At 74.8% G+C, this 13,839-nt stretch carries 11 protein-coding genes; 8 read left to right on the top strand and 3 right to left on the bottom strand.

Features of this window, described 5'->3' with window-relative positions:
• Positions 1-401 precede the first annotated feature (401 nt).
• The 4 genes from HZZ00_RS07560 (at position 402) to HZZ00_RS07545 (ending at position 6,199) form a co-directional block, all read left to right on the top strand.
• Entirely contained in the window at positions 402-950 is a 549-nt protein-coding gene (locus tag HZZ00_RS07560; RefSeq protein WP_180331475.1) for a carbonic anhydrase, read from the top strand.
• A gap of 242 nt (positions 951-1,192) precedes the next feature.
• Complete coding sequence (locus tag HZZ00_RS07555) at positions 1,193-2,224, top strand: MoxR family ATPase (protein WP_180331474.1); 1,032 nt, start codon at positions 1,193-1,195, stop codon at positions 2,222-2,224.
• The gene (locus tag HZZ00_RS07550) at positions 2,224-3,582 is read left to right on the top strand and encodes a DUF58 domain-containing protein (protein ID WP_180331473.1); all 1,359 of its coding nucleotides are present in this window, start codon (positions 2,224-2,226) and stop codon (positions 3,580-3,582) included. The genes HZZ00_RS07555 and HZZ00_RS07550 overlap by 1 nt, the downstream gene beginning before the upstream one ends.
• A gap of 247 nt (positions 3,583-3,829) precedes the next feature.
• The gene (locus tag HZZ00_RS07545) at positions 3,830-6,199 is read left to right on the top strand and encodes a DUF3488 and transglutaminase-like domain-containing protein (RefSeq protein WP_180331472.1); all 2,370 of its coding nucleotides are present in this window, start codon (positions 3,830-3,832) and stop codon (positions 6,197-6,199) included.
• A 509-nt stretch (positions 6,200-6,708) separates the two neighbouring features.
• On the opposite strand, the gene HZZ00_RS07540 is transcribed toward HZZ00_RS07545, so the two are convergent.
• The 3 genes from HZZ00_RS07540 to HZZ00_RS07530 all read right to left on the bottom strand — a co-directional run bounded on the left by HZZ00_RS07540 (position 6,709) and on the right by HZZ00_RS07530 (position 8,910).
• Positions 6,709-7,095, bottom strand: coding sequence for a DUF3040 domain-containing protein (locus HZZ00_RS07540; RefSeq protein WP_070028597.1), 387 nt, complete (start codon positions 7,093-7,095; stop codon positions 6,709-6,711).
• A gap of 289 nt (positions 7,096-7,384) precedes the next feature.
• Positions 7,385-8,212 carry a bifunctional 2-polyprenyl-6-hydroxyphenol methylase/3-demethylubiquinol 3-O-methyltransferase UbiG gene (locus HZZ00_RS07535; RefSeq protein ID WP_180331471.1) on the bottom strand — a complete coding sequence of 276 codons (828 nt, stop codon included), beginning with the start codon at positions 8,210-8,212 and terminating at the stop codon, positions 7,385-7,387.
• Positions 8,213-8,346: 134 nt separating this feature from the next.
• Positions 8,347-8,910 carry an SAV_6107 family HEPN domain-containing protein gene (locus HZZ00_RS07530; protein WP_180331470.1) on the bottom strand — a complete coding sequence of 188 codons (564 nt, stop codon included), beginning with the start codon at positions 8,908-8,910 and terminating at the stop codon, positions 8,347-8,349.
• 166 nt (positions 8,911-9,076) lie between these two features.
• Between HZZ00_RS07530 and HZZ00_RS07525 the strand changes: the two genes are divergently transcribed.
• The 4 genes from HZZ00_RS07525 (at position 9,077) to HZZ00_RS07510 (ending at position 13,481) form a co-directional block, all read left to right on the top strand.
• Positions 9,077-9,844: an ATP-binding cassette domain-containing protein gene (locus tag HZZ00_RS07525; RefSeq protein ID WP_180331469.1), complete on the top strand. Its 768-nt coding sequence runs from the start codon at positions 9,077-9,079 to the stop codon at positions 9,842-9,844.
• Positions 9,831-11,915, top strand: a complete 2,085-nt coding sequence (locus tag HZZ00_RS07520) for a YhgE/Pip domain-containing protein (protein ID WP_180331468.1) — start codon at positions 9,831-9,833, stop codon at positions 11,913-11,915. Before HZZ00_RS07525 ends, HZZ00_RS07520 begins: the two co-directional genes overlap by 14 nt.
• A gap of 47 nt (positions 11,916-11,962) precedes the next feature.
• Entirely contained in the window at positions 11,963-12,592 is a 630-nt protein-coding gene (locus HZZ00_RS07515) for a TetR/AcrR family transcriptional regulator (protein ID WP_180331467.1), read from the top strand.
• A 286-nt stretch (positions 12,593-12,878) separates the two neighbouring features.
• On the top strand, positions 12,879-13,481 hold the full coding sequence (locus tag HZZ00_RS07510; protein WP_180331466.1) for a DUF4126 domain-containing protein: 603 nt from the start codon (positions 12,879-12,881) through the stop codon (positions 13,479-13,481).
• Positions 13,482-13,839: the final 358 nt, after the last annotated feature.

The following is a 13,839-nucleotide window of genomic DNA, read 5'->3' as shown; positions in this document are numbered from 1 at the left end:
CGGCGAGGCGCCGTGCGCACCGCGGGCCCCCGCCGGCTCGTGAAGGGGGAGGCGGCCGGCGCCGGAAGCGTCTGCCGACCGGGGAGCGGAGGAGGCCGAGCCGTACGTACGCGCCGCGCACGCGGGGAGACGGTCCGGGCGGGTGCCGGGTCTCCGGGGTTGTCACCAGCGGGGAGAGCCACGCCTCCCGCTTCGCGTCACTTTAGTCCACGGTGTCTCGCGGTCAATCAACCGGCCTGCGCGTCGCGCAGCGACTCGCGGCGGGCGCCGTCTTTCGAGCGGATTCACCCGTCCGGGCCACGTTTGCCGCCCCTATGGGGTAGCTCACAACAAGCGGCGATGACGTTCTTTGTCCGCTCTCACAGCGGGCCATGCCGGGGGTGACCAGTAACGTCATGCGTATGACGACTTCCGCAGCAGCTTCCACTGGAACCGAAGGCGCCATAACCGGTGACGGCACCGTGACGGACCGCCTGGTCGACGCCAACCGGCGCTACGCCGCCGAGTTCACCGACCCCGGCATGGACGCCCGCCCGGTCCTCAAGGTCGCGGTCGTGGCCTGCATGGACGCCCGTCTCGACCTGCACGCCGCGCTCGGCCTCCAGCTGGGCGACTGCCACACCATCCGCAACGCGGGCGGCGTGGTCACCGACGACGTGATCCGGTCGCTGACCGTCAGCCAGCGGGCGCTGGGCACCCGCAGCGTCGTCCTCATCCACCACACCGGCTGTGGCATGGAGACCATCACCGAGGACTTCCGGCACGACCTGGAGATGGAGGTCGGCCAGCGCCCGGCCTGGGCGGTGGAGGCCTTCCGCGACGTCGACCAGGACGTGCGGCAGTCGATGCAGCGGGTGCGCACCTCGCCGTTCCTGCTGCACACCGACGACGTGCGCGGCTTCGTCTTCGACGTGCGCACCGGTCTGCTGCGCGAGGTCGACCCCGCCTGACCGCGGTCCCGGCCGGCCCGGCCCTTTCGGTACCGACATCACTCGAAAACGTGGGCGAAAACCCCGTACGACCGACATCGTGCGGGCAGTTGTCCACAGGCGAGTGACACGAATCGGTAACGGCGGCAAGAATGCGGGGTGAGGCATCACGCGGAACGTTCCCGCGTGGTGTCCCGTGTTCCGGGCGGGCCGGCCACGCGACGTGCGGGCCGGCCCTGGCAGAACGGGCCGAGGAGGGCCGGGTGACGACCTATGACGATCGTGCGAACCTCAGTGAGCTGAGCGCCACGGTGGAGCGGGTGCGCGGTTCGGTGGAGGGCGTGATCGAGGGCAAGCCCGAGGTCGTACGGCTCGCCCTGACCGTGCTGCTCGCCGAGGGACACCTGCTCATCGAGGACGTCCCGGGCGTGGGCAAGACGATGCTCGCCAAGGCGCTGGCGCGGTCCATCGACTGCTCGGTGCGGCGCATCCAGTTCACGCCCGACCTGCTGCCCTCGGACATCACCGGCGTCTCCATCTGGGACCAGCAGCGCCGGGACTTCGAGTTCAAGCCCGGCGCGGTCTTCGCGCAGATCGTGATCGGCGACGAGATCAACCGCGCCTCGCCCAAGACGCAGTCGGCGCTGCTCGAATCCATGGAGGAGCGCCAGGTCACCATCGACGGGCAGACCTACGAACTGCCCAGCCCCTTCATGGTGGTGGCCACGCAGAACCCGGTCGAGATGGAGGGCACCTACCCGCTGCCCGAGGCCCAGCGCGACCGTTTCATGGCCCGCGTCTCCGTCGGCTACCCGAGCGTGGACGCCGAACTGCGCATGCTCGACGTGCACGGCGGCATCAGCCCCCTGGAGGACCTCCAGCCGGTGGCGCACGCGCACGAGATCGTGAAGCTGATCGAGGCGGTGCGCGGGGTGCACGTCGCCGAGCCGGTGCGCCGGTACGCGGTGGAACTGGTCGCCGCCACCCGCGCCCACCCCGACCTCAGACTCGGCGCCTCGCCGCGCGCCACGCTGCACCTGCTGCGCGCCGCGAAGGCGTCCGCCGCCCTGGCGGGCCGGGAGTACGCGCTGCCCGACGACGTACGGGAACTCGCCGTGGCCGTCCTCGCGCACCGGCTGCTGCCCACCGCCCAGGCCCAGCTCAACCGCCGCGGCGCGGAACAGGTGGTGCAGGAGATCCTCCAGCGCACCCCGGTGCCCACGGCCCCGGCCCGGCACGGCGGCCTCGACGGCGTCCCGGCCTATCCCCACCAGCAGCCCCCGCGGAGTCTGTGATGAGCGCCGGGGGGACGGAGCGGGCGGCGGCCGAGCAGGGGGAGGCGGGCGGGGTCCGCACCGCGCTGGCCGGTCTGACCACCCGCGGCCGCTCCTTCCTCGCGGCCGGGATCGCCGCCGCGATCTGCGCCTACGTGCTGGGCCAGAGCGATCTGCTGCGGGTCGGGCTGCTGCTGGCCGCGCTGCCGCTGATCTGCGCGGCCGTGCTCCACCGCACCCGCTACCGGGTCTCCGGCACCCGGCGGCTCTCCCCCGCGCGCGTCCCGGCCGGCGGCGAGGCCCGGGTCCTGCTGCGCATGGACAACGTCTCCCGGCTGCCCACCGGGCTGCTGATGCTCCAGGACCGGGTGCCCTATGTGCTCGGACCGCGGCCCCGGTTCGTGCTGGACCGAATGGAGCCGGGCGGCCGCCGCGAGGTGTCCTACCGGGTCCGCTCGGACCTGCGCGGCCGCTATCCGCTGGGCCCGCTCCAGCTGCGGCTCACCGACCCCTTCGGGATGTGCGAACTCACCCGCTCCTTCTCGGCGTTCGACACCCTCACCGTCATCCCGCGGGTGACCCCGCTGGACGCGGCCCGGTTCGGCGGCGAGGCCAGGGGCTACGGCGAGGGCCGGCAGCGCGCGCTCGCGCTCGCGGGCGAGGACGACGTGATCCCGCGCGGCTACCGCTACGGCGACGATCTGCGCCGGGTGCACTGGCGGTCCACCGCGCGCTACGGCGAGCTGATGGTGCGCCGCGAGGAGCAGCCCCGCCGGGCCCGCTGCACCGTGCTGCTGGACACCCGGGGCGGCGCCTACGAGGGCGCGGGCCCCGACTCGGCCTTCGAGTGGGCCGTCGCCGGCGCGGCCTCGGTGCTGGTGCACATGCTCGAACGCGGCTTCGCGGTACGGCTGCTGACGGACACCGGCAGCGTGGTGCCCGGCGAGAGCGCGGAGGGCTTCTCGGGCGGCGGCCAGGAGGCGGCGGACACGGCGGGGCTGATGCTGGACGCCCTCGCGGTGATCGACCACTCCGACGGCGAGGACCTGTCCCGCGCCGGTGAGGCGCTGCGCGACGGCGGCGAGGGCATGCTGATCGCCTTCCTCGGCGACCTGGACGAGGAACAGGCCGGTACGGTCGCCCGGCTGAACCGGCGCGGCGGCGCGGTCGCCTTCGTCCTCGACCCGGGCACCTGGACCCGCGAGCCCGCCGCGGCACCGCCGCCGGACGACCCGCACACCGCCCGGCTGAGACTGCTGCGCGAGGCGGGCTGGACGGCCCTGGACGTTCCCCGCGGCGCTCCGCTGGACGAGCTGTGGCGCCGGGCGGACCGGGACCGCGCGGGGCTGGCGGCCATGACGGGGGAGGCGCGCGGATGAGCGGCCGGACAGGAGTGCGGCGGCCGGGGGCGGCCCCGGGCGCCACGGCACGGAGCGCGTCGGCGGGGCCGTCCCGGTGCGGGGCCGGCCGGGTGCGGGCCGCCTTGCCCGCGCCCGGCCGGAAGAGCGCGGGCCCGGCCGTCCTGCCGCCCGGCCGGGGAGACGCGGGCGGCGTCGGCCGTGGCGAGCGGGGATGCGGGGGCGTGAACGGGCGGGTGCGGGCGCGGGTCGTCGGAAAGGCACGGGGATGAGCGGGCGGGCGCGGTTGTCCCTGTGCGCGGCCGCGGCCACGCTGATGGCCTCGTGCGCGCTGTTGCCGCTGGTGAACGGGCCGTCCTGGCTGCTGGAGCTGATCCCGCTGGTGGCCGTGCAGACCGGGGTGGGCGCGGCGGCCCGGCGGGTGCCGCTCGCCCGGCCGCTGACCGTGGCGGCGCAGGCCGTGGTCACCCTGCTGCTGCTCACCCTGGTCTTCGCCCGCGGGCACGCGCTCGCCGGGCTGATCCCCGGACCGGACACCTTCCGGTACTTCGCCGAGCTGCTGCGGCAGGGCTCCCAGGACGTCGGCCAGTACGCGATACCGGCCCCGCTGACCGACGGCATCCGGCTGATGCTGATCGGCGGAGCGCTGCTGATCGGCCTGCTGGTGGACGCGCTCGCGGTGACCTACCGCAGTGCCGCCCCGGCCGGGCTGCCGCTGCTCGCGCTGTACTCGGTGGCGGCGGGCCTCTCCCAGGGCAGCGCCGACTGGCTGTGGTTCCTGGTGGCGGCGGGCGGCTATCTGATGCTGCTGCTCGCGGAGGGCCGGGACCGGCTCGCCCAGTGGGGGCGGGTCTTCGGCAGCGGGTCGCGCCCCGCCGAGGGCGGCCGGGACGGCGTGGTGGCCCCGGTGCGCACCGGCCGCCGGATCGGCGCGGTCGCCCTCGGGGTGGCGCTGCTGGTGCCGCTCGTGCTGCCCGCGATGCAGGGCGGCCTGCTGAGCAAGACGGGGACCGGAGTCGGCGCGGGATCCGGCCGCGGGGGCACGATCTCCGCCGTCAACCCGCTGGTCTCGCTGCGCGACAGCCTGAACACCAGTGACGACCGCACGGTGCTGTCCCTGCGCACCACCAGCACCGACATCTCCGACCTGTATCTGCGGATCGTCTCCCTGGACGACTTCGACGGCACCACCTGGAAACCGGCCCAGCGGCACGTGGTCGACGTGCCGAACACGCTCCCGACGCCGCTCGGACTGGGTCCGGACGTCCGGCGGGACACCGTGCGCACCACCGTCAGGGCGGCGGACTGGTACGCGCAGGACTGGCTGCCGATGCCCTATCCGCCGAGCGGGGTGCGGATCGACGGCAGCTGGCGGTACGAACCGGCGGGCATGACGCTGGTCGGCGACCACGGCCAGACCACGCGCGGCAAGACGTACCAGGTGACCAGCCTGGACGTGCGGCCCACGGCGCAGCAGCTGGCGGCCGCGCCCGAGCCGCCGAAGGCGCTGCTGCGCGAGTTCACCCGGGTGCCGTCCACGCTGCCCGGGGTGGTGGCGCGGACCGCCCGCGAGGTCACGGCGGGCGCGGCCAACCACTACGAGGAGGCGGTGCGGCTCCAGGACTGGTTCTCCGTCGACGGGGGCTTCCAGTACGACACCCAGGTGGAGGTCGGCGGCGGTCCGGACGCCATAGCGAACTTCCTGAAGAAGAAGGAGGGTTTCTGCGTCCACTTCTCCTTCGCGATGGCGGCGATGGCCCGCACCCTCGGCATCCCGGCCCGGGTGGCGGTGGGCTTCGCGCCCGGCACCGCGCAGGCCGACGGCTCGGTGGCGGTGAGCCTGAAGGACGCGCACGCCTGGCCCGAGCTGTACTTCCAGGGCGTGGGCTGGACCCGCTTCGAACCGACCCCGTCCCGGGGCGTGGTGCCGTCGTACACCCAGTCGGTCACGCCCGGCACCTCGCAGCCGGACCAGTCCCTGCCGTCCAAGCACGGCTCCGCGGCGCCCTCGGCGGCTCCCTCGGCCGACGGGCAGTGCGCGGGCCGGCCGGAGAACTGCGACGCGCCGTCGGCCGCGGCGGTCCCGGCGGGCGGCGGCAGCGGCCCCGGGCCGTGGTGGTTCGCGCTGGTCGCCCTGGCCGTGCTGGTGGTGCTCGCGGTCCCGTTGGCACCGCTGCTGTGGCGGGCCCGGACGCGTACGGTGCGGCTCGGCGGGCACGCCCGCGGGGCGCAGGGCGCGGCGGCGCACACGCTGGCCGCCTGGCAGGAGCTGACGGACAGCGCCTGGGACCTGGGCATCGCGCCGGACGATTCGCTGACCCCGCGCGGCGCCGCCGAGCGGATCGTCCGCCTGGGCCGCCTCGACCGGCCGGCCGAGGCGGCGGTGCACCGCGTCGCGGACGCGCTGGAGCAGGTGCTGTACGCCCCACGGCCGCGGCCGGCCGGGGGCGTGGCCGAGGACGTCCGCCGGGCGACGGGGGCCCTCCACGCCGCGGCCGGCCGGGGCGCCCGCCTCAGGGCGCGCCTGCTGCCTCGGTCGGCGGTCCGGGTGCTGTGGGCGGCGTCGGCCCACTGGTCCGCGCTGCGGGCCAGGGCGGCCGGGATGCGGCCCGTGGTACGGCGGGCGGCGGATCGGTGACCCGCGGTGGCCCTCCCCCGGGCCACCGCCACCCCGGCCTCCCGTTCGTCCCCGGGCAAGCCGGTCTTCGGCGTGGGGGCCGGGCGCGGTGGTCTCCGGTCCGGGGCCGGGCACGGCGTGCCCTGTGCTTCCCGGGCGTAGCCGGGGTGGCGGTTTCCGGGCCGGGGGCCGAGGACATCGCGCCTCTGGGCTTCCCGGCCACAGCCGAGACGCGCCGCGCCCCGGGCTTCCCGGGCCTGGGCGAGCACGGCGCCCTCTGACCCGGGCGTGGCCGAGCACTGCACGCCCCTGGGGGCTCAGGCACGTGGCGGGGCGCGGCGGTTCGGCAAGCCGGCGGCCGGGCGCGACGCGTCCCTCGGCCTCCAGGCCACGGCCGAGCGCATCGTGTCCTCGGGCGCCCGGTCGTGGCCGAGGCGCGCGACGCCCCTGGCCGGCAGTGTGGAGCATGCCCGAGGGGGGTGACCACCGGTGGTCACCCCCCTCGGGAGGATCTGTCGGAGCCGCGGGAGCTAACGGCCCTGTTGTTCGTCTCGTCGGCGCTGCCAGCGCTCCTCGATACGGTCCATCATCGAGCGCTTGGCACGCACCGGGCGCCGTACGGCGCCCGTCGGGTGCTCCCCCGGCTTCGGCGCCTTGCGCCAGCCCGTCACGGCGAGTACGGCGCAGCCGAGCATGACGAGGAAACCGACGACGCTGACCCAGATCAGCTGGGCGACCATTCCGGCCATGAGGAGCGCGATACCCACGAGGAAGCCCGCGACCGCCTGGTAGACCCGCCGCCGGGTGTACGTACGCAGCCCGCTTCCCTCAAGCGCCGACGCGAACTTGGGATCTTCGGCGTACAGCGCTCGCTCCATCTGCTCGAGCATGCGCTGCTCGTGCTCCGAGAGCGGCACGGAGTCCTCCTCATCGTGCGGTCGCCGGGGCGACCCGGGGGGTCCCTTCAGGATAGGCAGGGAATCGCCCCCGTGAAACCCGCCCCTCTACGCCAATTGACCAACCGGATTCCGTGCTGGCCGTCCCGGCTCGCCCGATGCTTCCATTCCCCGGTGGCCGACCCGTCATGCCGGGTGGTGTACCTCGATCATACGGCGCAAACCCCACGATCGGGGGTCTTGTGGTGTACTCCATCCGCCGTCGACGCCCTGATCAGCGGCGCCTCGGGCCGCGCACCGAGGAGCGCGCTCAGAGCTCGGCCGCGCCCGGCGACTCGCCCAGCACGTGCAGCTGGGTGGCGACGGAGTGGAACGCGGGCAGCTCGGCCGCCGCGGCCTCCAGTCTCAGCAGCGCGTCCAGGGCGGCGGGCTCGGTGTCGACCAGCACGCCGGGCACGAGGTCGGCGAAGACGCGCACGCCGTGCACCGCGCTCACCCTGAGGCCCGCTCCCTCGGCCAGCGCGGTCAGCTGGTCGGCGGTGAAGCGGCGCGGCATCGGGTCGCCGGCGCCCCAGCGGCCGTCGGGGTCGGTCAGGGCCTGCCGGGCCTCGGTGAAGTGACCCGCGAGGGCCCGGGCGAACACGGCGCCGCCGAGTCCAGCGGCCAGCAGGCTGACGACGCCCCCGGAGCGCAGCGCGGCGACCGCGTTGCGCATGCTCTCGGCCGGGTCGTCCACGTACTCCAGGACGCCGTGGCACAGCACGGCGTCATAGCCGCCGCGCTCCACCACGTCGAACAGTCCGTGCGCGTCGCCCTGGACGCCCTTGACCCGCTCGGCGACGCCGGCCTCGGCGGCGCGGCGCTCCAGCGCGAACAGCGCGTTGGGGCTCGGGTCGACCACGGTGACGCGGTGGCCGAGGCCGGCGAGGGGCACCGCGAAGTTGCCGCTGCCGCCGCCGGTGTCGAGGACGTCCAGCGCGTCCCGTCCCGTGGCCTTCATCCGCCGGTCGAGGGCGTCCTGGAGCACCTCCGAGACGACCGCGGTGCGCAGCGAGGCACGGGACCGGGAGGGGTCGGTGCGCAGCGACGCCGTACGCGGGCGGTCGGGGGAGACGGGCGGGCGCATCGGGTCCGACACGGCAGTTGGCTCCTCGGCAGGGCTGGACGGCTTCAGGCCTCTCCACCCTATTGCCTCAGGCGCTCCGCCTGGTCATCGTGGGGGCCGCGGCCGTGTCCGTCTCGTACGGCGGACGCGGGGCGCACCGCCCGTGGTCAGCCCGCGTCCGGTAGGTCACCGCGGCCGCGCGGGCCGTCCCGGTCGCCGGGGTCCCGGCGGGGCTGGGGCAGGACCGGCTGGAGGACGAGCATCCGCTCCACGAGGCGCAGGAACATCCCCGCGTCCCGTATCAGGTCGTCGGCGTCCCGCCGGCTCGCGGCGTCCCGGATGCCGGCCTCGGCGCGGGCGCGGCGGTCGGCGCCGGAGGCGAACAGGGCGCTCCACTCGGTCAGTTCGGGGGCGATCTCGGGGAGCACTTCCCAGGCGCTGCGGATCCGGGCCCGGCGGCGCGGGGAGGTCTCGGCGCGGCCGCGGGCGGCGAGCACGGCGGCGGCGGTGCGCAGGGCGGCGAGGTGGGCCGTCGCATAGCGCTCGTTCGGCGCGTCCAGGGCGGTGGCCTCGTCGAGGGCGGCGCGGGCCCGGGCCAGCAGGTCGAGGGCGGCGGGCGGGGCCGCGGCCTTGCGCGGGACGGGGTGCACGTCGCTCGCCGGGCCGGTCAGTGAGGGGGCAGGGCCGAGGGCGCGGCGCCGGCGGGCGGCGGCTGCGGACGAGTGGGCCATGACGAACCTCCTGTCGTCGGTGACGGCACGGGTGCCGTATGTGCCCATCGTGAGGTATGCCACTGACAATCCGTTCCGACCTGGGCTTTTGCCATGGCCGGAGTTGGGGCATAGTTTTGAACTGACCAGTCAGTGCAAAAAATGGACACGTCACGCAGGGGGGCTTGTGGACGGCGCGCGCGTCACGGCCGAGGGACTCGGGCTGAAAGGACCCCGGGGGTGGGCCTTCCGCGGCATCACCCTGGACGCGGAGCCCGGCTCGCTGATCGCGATCGAGGGACCGTCCGGCTCCGGCCGTACGTGTCTGCTGCTCGCGCTCACCGGACGGATGAAGCCCACCGAGGGAGTGGCCACCGTCGCCGGTTCCAAACTCCCCCGGCACATGGCGGCCGTGCGCCGCGTCAGCGCGCCGGCCAACGTGACCGGGGTGACGGACCTGGAGCCGGCCCTGACCGTCGGCGAGCATCTGCGCGAACGGGCCCTGCTCCAGCGCCGGTTCGGCGACTCGCTGCGCGAGGTGCTGCACCCCCGGGCCGGGCGCTCGCACGAGGCGCGGCTGCGGGTGGACGCGGCGCTCGCCGCCGCCGGGCTCGACCTGGAGTCGCTGCCCAAGGGCTCCCGGACGGCCGTGCGCGACCTGGAGCGGGTGCAGGAGGTGCGCCTGTCGGTCGCGCTGGCCCTCGTCGGCAGGCCCCGGCTGCTGGGCGTGGACGACCTCGACATGAAGCTGTCGGACGCCGAACGCACCGAGGTGTGGGACATGCTGCGCGCCCTCGCGCGCGCCGGGACGACGGTCCTGGCCGTGTGCCGCACCGCCCCCGGGGACTGCGTCACCGTCCGCACGGACCACGGCGCCGGCCAGGGCGCCGAGGACCCCCACGAGACGGCCGCGCGGCCGGACGACCCCAAGGAGGACGCCGATGCGCTCGCCTAGGCTGGCCGCCCTCGAACTGCGGCGCTTCGGACGCGGGAAGCTGCCCCGCGCCGCCCTCGTCGCCCTGCTCGTGCTCCCGCTGCTCTACGGCGCCCTGTACCTGTGGTCCTTCTGGGACCCCTACGGCCGCCTGGACCGCATCCCGGTGGCCCTGGTCAACGACGACAAAGGGGCCACGGCGGACGGCAGGAAGATCACCGCGGGCGACGACATCGTCGCCGGGCTGCGCGACAGCCGGAGCTTCGACTGGCACGAGGTGAGCGACGCCGAGGCCCGCGAGGGCGTCGAGAACGGCACGTACTACCTGTCGCTGACCATGCCGGCCGACTTCAGCCGGCGCGTCGCCTCCAGTTCCGGCGACTCCCCGGAGACCGGCGCCCTCCAGGTGCGCACCAACGACGCCAACAACTACATCGTCGGGCAGATCTCCCGCACCGTCTTCAACGAGGTGCGCACCGCCGCGTCCACCAAGGCGTCGCGGAGCTTCCTGGACAAGATCTTCATCTCCTTCTCCGGCATCCACGACAAGACCGTCACGGCCGCCGAGGGGGCCGACAAGCTCAACTCCGGCCTGGGGAAGGCGGAAAAGGGCTCCAAGGACCTCGCCGACGGGCTCGGCGACGCCAAGAGCGGCAGCGACAAGCTGGCCAAGGGCCTGAAGAAGCTGAACAAGGGCGCCGGTGACCTGCAGAGCGGCTCCCGCCAGGTCGCCGACGGCACCCAGGCGCTCGCCGACAAGGTCAACGGCGTCTACGCCGAGGCCGGTCCGTTCCTCAAGGACAACGAGAAGACCATCGGCGACACCGCCGGCCTGGTCGCCGACTCGGCCAAGGCCGTCCAGGACAACCTCGACGTGCTGGTGGCCCACGCGCCGCAGGCCGCGAAGAACGCCCGGCTGTCCGCCACCGTCCTCGCCGACCTCTACCAGGCTCGCTGCGAGACCGCCACCGTCCCCGACCCCTTCTGCCCCCAGCTGAAGAAGGCCGAGCAGGCCGCCGAGGACGTGGCCGGTGTCGCCGACGACCTCAACACCCTGATCGCCGACCAGAACGGCGACCTGACCGCCATGCGGGCCGACCTGGGCACCCTCCGCAAGCAGGCCCGTTCCCTCCAGCGGACCGCGCCCCACCTCTCCGAGGACGTCGATGACGCGGTCAAGAAGATCAACGAACTGAACGACGGCGCGCAGAAGGTCGCCACCGGCGCCAAGAAGCTGCACACCGGGATCGGCACCGCCCGGACCGGTGCGACCGCCCTCGACAAGGGCATCGGCACCGCCGAGACCGGCGCGCGGAGCCTCGACGGCGGCCTGTACAAGCTGGCCGACGGTTCCGACCGGCTCGCCGGCGGACTGCACGACGGCGCCAAGAAAATCCCCGACTACGACAAGCACGACCGCGACGAGCGCACCGGCGTGATGGCCGACCCGGTCCAGCTGGCCTCCCACGATCTGCACAAGGCGCCCAACTACGGCACCGGGTTCGCCCCTTACTTCATCCCGCTGTCCCTGTGGGTGGGCGCGATGGTGGCCTACATGCTGATCCCGCCGCTCAACCGGCGTGCGCTGGCGGCCGGTTCGCCGGCCTGGCGGATCGCGTTCGCGGGCTGGCTGCCGGTGGTCGCCGTCGGCGTCCTCCAGGTGGGCGCGCTGATGGCCGTACTGCACTGGGCGATCGGGCTGCGGATGCTGCGGGCGGCCGGCACGGTCGGCTTCCTGTTCCTGGTCACCGCGTGCTTCGCGGCGATCGTGCAGTGGCTCAACGCCCGCTTCGGCGCGGCCGGCCGGATCCTGGTCCTCGCCCTGCTGATGCTCCAGCTGACCTCGGCGGGCGGCACCTATCCGGTGCAGACCAGCCCGGGCTTCTTCAACGCCATCCACCCGTACCTGCCGATGAGTTACATCGTGGCGGCGCTGCGCCGGCTGATCACGGGCGGCGGGCTCGGCCCGGTGTGGCAGGCGTGCGCGGTGCTGGCCGCGTTCACCGCGGGCGCCCTCGCGCTGACGGCGCTCGCGGCCCGGCGCCGGCAGGTGTGGACCCTGGACCGGCTGCACCCGGAGCTGAGCCTGTGACCCGCGGACGGGCCCGGCAGGGCCTCGGACCTGTGAGAATCGGTGCCATGGAAAGCAGCAGCGCCAGGTCCGGCGGCAGCACGCGCCGGGAGGCCACCCGGCAGAAGCTCTACGAGGCGGCCGTCACGCTCATCGCCGAGCAGGGCTTCTCCGCGACCACGGTGGACGAGATCGCCGAGCGGGCGGGAGTGGCCAAGGGGACGGTCTACTACAACTTCGCGAGCAAGTCGGTCCTCTTCGAGGAGCTGCTGCGGCACGGGGTCGGCCTGCTCACCGCCTCCCTGCGGGAGGCCGCGGAACGGACCGCGCGCGCGGGCGGCGGCAAGGTGGACGCGCTGGACGCGATGATCCGCGCCGGCCTGGTGTTCATCGACCGCTACCCCGCCTTCACCCAGCTCTACGTGGCCGAGTTGTGGCGCACCAACCGCGCCTGGCAGTCCACGCTGATGGTGGTGCGCCGGCAGGCCGTCGCGGTGGTCGAGGGGGTGCTGCGCGAGGGCGTGGCGGCCGGCGAGTTCAGCGACGAGATCGACGTCCAGCTGACGGCGGCCGCGCTGGTGGGCATGGTGCTGGTGGCCGCGCTGGACTGGAAGTCCTTCCAGCCCGAGCGTTCCCTGGACGACGTGCACGCGGCCCTGTCCCGGCTGCTCCAGGGCCGGGTCAGCGGGAGGGTCTGAACCCGGCGCGAGACGCGGAAGGCGCCGGTCCGCTGCCGGACCGGCGCCTTCGGCGTTCCCCCGTGCTCCCCCGTGTTCCCCCTGGTACGGCCGGGCGGCGGGCGCCGTTCCGCCGCCCCGTGCCGGCGGTGCCGGGCCGCGCCCCCTTGCCGTGCCTCCACTGTCTCGTCCGCGCCGGTCCCGGCCCATCCGTGCGGCTACTCATCCGGGGGGCTAGGTACGGATACTCACGTCTGCGTGCGCGGACCCAGGACACGTGGGCCGCGGCCTGGCTACGATCGGCCGGGTGTCCGTGCTTCCCCTCGTCTTCACCAGTGGCTGGGCCAGCGGCGTCAACGCCTACGCGGTGGTGCTGCTGCTCGGCCTGTTCGGCGTGACGGGGGTGAGCGACGAGGTGCCCCAGGCGTTGCAGCGTCCCGAGGTGCTGGTCGTCGCGGGCGTGCTGTTCCTGTGCGAGGCGGTCGCCGACAAGATCCCGTACGTCGACTCGGTGTGGGACTCGGTGCACACGGTCGTCCGGCCGGCCGCGGGCGCCTGGGTGGGCGCGCTGCTCGCCGGGCACGGCGGTTCCCTCCCGGACGTGGCCGCCGCGGCGGTCGGCGGTGCGACCGCGCTGGCCAGCCACTCGGTCAAGGCGGGGACGCGGATGGCGGTCAACGCCTCGCCGGAGCCGTTCAGCAACATCGCGCTGAGCATCGGTGAGGACCTGGGCGTCGCCGGGCTGGTCTCCTTCGCGCTGTTCCATCCCTGGGCGGCGGCGGTCGTCGCGGCCGCGCTGCTGGCCGCGGGCCTGGTCGCGCTGTACTTCCTGGTCTCCCGCATCCGGCGCTTCCTGCGCCGCCGCGCCCGCCGCCGGGAGGCCCGCGGACCGGCTGCCCGCCCGTTCTGAGCCGCCGGGGCCGTGGCGGCCCGGCGCCGCGGCGGCGGCACCCACCTTGGCGGGCACATGAACGCCGACTCCCGACCCGCGGCGCGTCGCCGACAACACGCGCCCGACCTCAGCGGCCCACTCCCGACGGCCGCGCACCGGCTCCCTGCCCCGTTCCGCGCCGCGCCGAGGGCCATGACCACCCGCGGGCGCCGCAGCGGCGGCACGGAACCCGGCCCCGGCCCCAGGCGCATGAAGGCCGGCTCCCGACTCGCGCCCGGTAGCCGACGGTGGCCCGCTCCCGGCGGGCGGGCATGACGCCCCGGCACCCGCGCGGCCGGCGTCGCCGGGCCGGCCGACCGCTCGGGCACGGCCGGGA

The organism is Streptomyces sp. NEAU-sy36, assembly GCF_013423905.1.
Classification (GTDB): domain Bacteria; phylum Actinomycetota; class Actinomycetes; order Streptomycetales; family Streptomycetaceae; genus Streptomyces; species Streptomyces misionensis.
This window is presented reverse-complemented; position numbering and strand designations above follow the sequence as displayed.

Bases quoted from the DNA above. Each gene is read 5' to 3' on its own strand.
- HZZ00_RS07550 (WP_180331473.1), top strand. From the start codon at position 2,224: ATGAGCGCCGGGGGGACGGAGCGGGCGGCGGCCGAGCAGGGGGAGGCG.
- HZZ00_RS07530 (WP_180331470.1), bottom strand. From the start codon at position 8,910: ATGGCCCACTCGTCCGCAGCCGCCGCCCGCCGGCGCCGCGCCCTCGGC.
- HZZ00_RS07520 (WP_180331468.1), top strand. From the start codon at position 9,831: ATGCGCTCGCCTAGGCTGGCCGCCCTCGAACTGCGGCGCTTCGGACGC.
- HZZ00_RS07560 (WP_180331475.1), top strand. From the start codon at position 402: ATGACGACTTCCGCAGCAGCTTCCACTGGAACCGAAGGCGCCATAACC.
- HZZ00_RS07515 (WP_180331467.1), top strand. From the start codon at position 11,963: ATGGAAAGCAGCAGCGCCAGGTCCGGCGGCAGCACGCGCCGGGAGGCC.
- HZZ00_RS07545 (WP_180331472.1), top strand. From the start codon at position 3,830: ATGAGCGGGCGGGCGCGGTTGTCCCTGTGCGCGGCCGCGGCCACGCTG.